This is a genomic window from Roseateles sp. YR242, assembly GCF_900109745.1.
In the GTDB taxonomy this organism is placed as follows: Bacteria; Pseudomonadota; Gammaproteobacteria; order Burkholderiales; family Burkholderiaceae_C; genus Roseateles.
Window position 1 is genome coordinate 1 of sequence record NZ_FOAV01000032.1, and the last position, 2751, is coordinate 2751.

The 2751-nt window shown below is 51.9% G+C and carries 1 rRNA gene; it reads right to left on the minus strand.

Annotated elements, in window-relative coordinates:
• Positions 1-150 precede the first annotated feature (150 nt).
• A 23S ribosomal RNA gene (locus tag BMY53_RS25200) occupies positions 151-2751 on the minus strand; the annotation flags it as partial.

Here is a 2751-nt window from a genome sequence, read left to right on the forward strand (position 1 = left end):
GTCACACGACACCGAATGAGCAACTCGCCCAATTCGTAGAGTTGTTTCGAATCAGCTGTATTTGATTGCGTCCTCAGTTGAGGAACGACTTCGATCGACTTGTTATCGATCTGCGTGACCACTCAGCTTCGACGTAATCGTCAAAGTTATAGGGTCAAGCCTCACGGGCAATTAGTACTGGTTAGCTTAACGCATTACTGCGCTTCCACACCCAGCCTATCAACGTCCTGGTCTCGAACGACCCTTCAGGGGGCTCAAGGCCCCGGCAAGACTCATCTTGAGACGAGTTTCCCGCTTAGATGCTTTCAGCGGTTATCTCTTCCGCACTTAGCTACTCGGCGATGCCACTGGCGTGACAACCGATACACCAGAGGTGCGTCCACTCCGGTCCTCTCGTACTAGGAGCAGGCTCTCTCAATCTTGCAGCGCCCACGGAAGATAGGGACCAAACTGTCTCACGACGTTTTAAACCCAGCTCACGTACCTCTTTAAATGGCGAACAGCCATACCCTTGGGACCGGCTACAGCCCCAGGATGAGATGAGCCGACATCGAGGTGCCAAACACCGCCGTCGATATGAACTCTTGGGCGGTATCAGCCTGTTATCCCCAGAGTACCTTTTATCCGTTGAGCGATGGCCCTTCCATACAGAACCACCGGATCACTTTGTCCTACTTTCGTACCTGCTCGACTTGTCAGTCTCGCAGTCAAGCACGCTTATGCCAATGCACTATCAACACGATTTCCGACCGTATTTAGCGTACCTTCGAACTCCTCCGTTACACTTTGGGAGGAGACCGCCCCAGTCAAACTGCCCACCATACACTGTCCCCAACCCGGATAACGGGCCAAGGTTAGAACCTCAAACACACCAGGGTGGTATTTCAACGTTGGCTCCACCTGATCTAGCGACCAGGTTTCAAAGCCTCCCACCTATCCTACACAGATCTGTTCAAAGTCCAATGTAAAGCTACAGTAAAGGTTCATGGGGTCTTTCCGTCTTTCCGCGGGGAGATTGCATCATCACAAACATTTCAACTTCGCTGAGTCTCTGGAGGAGACAGTGTGGCCATCATTACTCCATTCGTGCAGGTCGGAACTTACCCGACAAGGAATTTCGCTACCTTAGGACCGTTATAGTTACGGCCGCCGTTTACTGGGACTTCAGTCAAGAGCTTGCACCCCATCATTTAATCTTCCAGCACCGGGCAGGAGTCACACCCTATACGTCGACTTTCGTCTTTGCAGAGTGCTGTGTTTTTAATAAACAGTTGCAGCCACCGATTCTCTGCGGCCTCATTGGGCTGGGAGAGTAAATCCCCTTCACCTACTAAAGGCACACCTTCTTCCGAAGTTACGGTGTCAATTTGCCGAGTTCCTTCTCCAGAGTTCTCTCAAGCGCCTTAGAATACTCATCTCGCGCACCAGTGTCGGTTTGCGGTACGGTCGTCTATAGCTGAAGCTTAGTGGCTTTTCCTGGAAGCAGGGTATCACTCACTTCGTCTGCAAGCAGACTCGTTATCACACCTCAGCTAAGCCCTCCGGATTTGCCTAGAGGGCACGCCTACATGCTTGAACCGGGACATCCAACACCCGGCTGAGCTAACCTTCTCCGTCCCCACATCGCACTATAGATCGGTACAGGAATATTGACCTGTTTCCCATCAGCTACGCATCTCTGCCTCGCCTTAGGGGCCGACTCACCCTACGCCGATGAACGTTGCGTAGGAAACCTTGCGCTTTCGGCGAGGGGGCTTTTCACCCCCTTTAACGCTACTCATGTCAGCATTCGCACTTCTGATACCTCCAGCAGGCCTCACGACCCACCTTCACAGGCGTACAGAACGCTCTCCTACCACGCACAGTAAACTGTGCATCCGCAGCTTCGGTAACTGGCTTAGCCCCGTTACATCTTCCGCGCAGGACGACTCGATCAGTGAGCTATTACGCTTTCTTTAAATGATGGCTGCTTCTAAGCCAACATCCTGACTGTTTTAGCCTTCCCACTTCGTTTCCCACTTAGCCAATTTTAGGGACCTTAGCTGGCGGTCTGGGTTGTTTCCCTCTTGAGTCCGGACGTTAGCACCCGGTGCTCTGTCTCCCAAGCTGTACTCTTCGGTATTCGGAGTTTGCATAGGTTTGGTAAGTCGCCATGACCCCCTAGCCTAAACAGTGCTCTACCCCCGAAGGTAATACTTGAGGCACTACCTAAATAGTTTTCGGAGAGAACCAGCTATCTCCAAGTTTGTTTAGCCTTTCACCCCTATCCACAGCTCATCCGCTAGTTTTGCAACACTAGTCGGTTCGGACCTCCAGCACCTGTTACGGTACCTTCATCCTGGCCATGGATAGATCACTTGGTTTCGGGTCTACACCCAGCGACTAATTCGCCCTATTCGGACTCGATTTCTCTACGGCTACCCTATTCGGTTAACCTCGCCACTGAATGTAAGTCGCTGACCCATTATACAAAAGGTACGCAGTCACCCCGGAGGGCTCCTACTTTTTGTATGCATGCGGTTTCAGGATCTATTTCACTCCCCTCCCGGGGTTCTTTTCGCCTTTCCCTCACGGTACTTGTTCGCTATCGGTCGATTACGAGTATTTAGCCTTGGAGGATGGTCCCCCCATGTTCAGACAGGATTTCACGTGTCCCGCCCTACTCTTTTCGTGCCTAGTTCCACAATCAACATTTCTCATACGGGGCTATCACCCGCTATGGCCGGACTTTCCATTCCGTTCTGATATGCC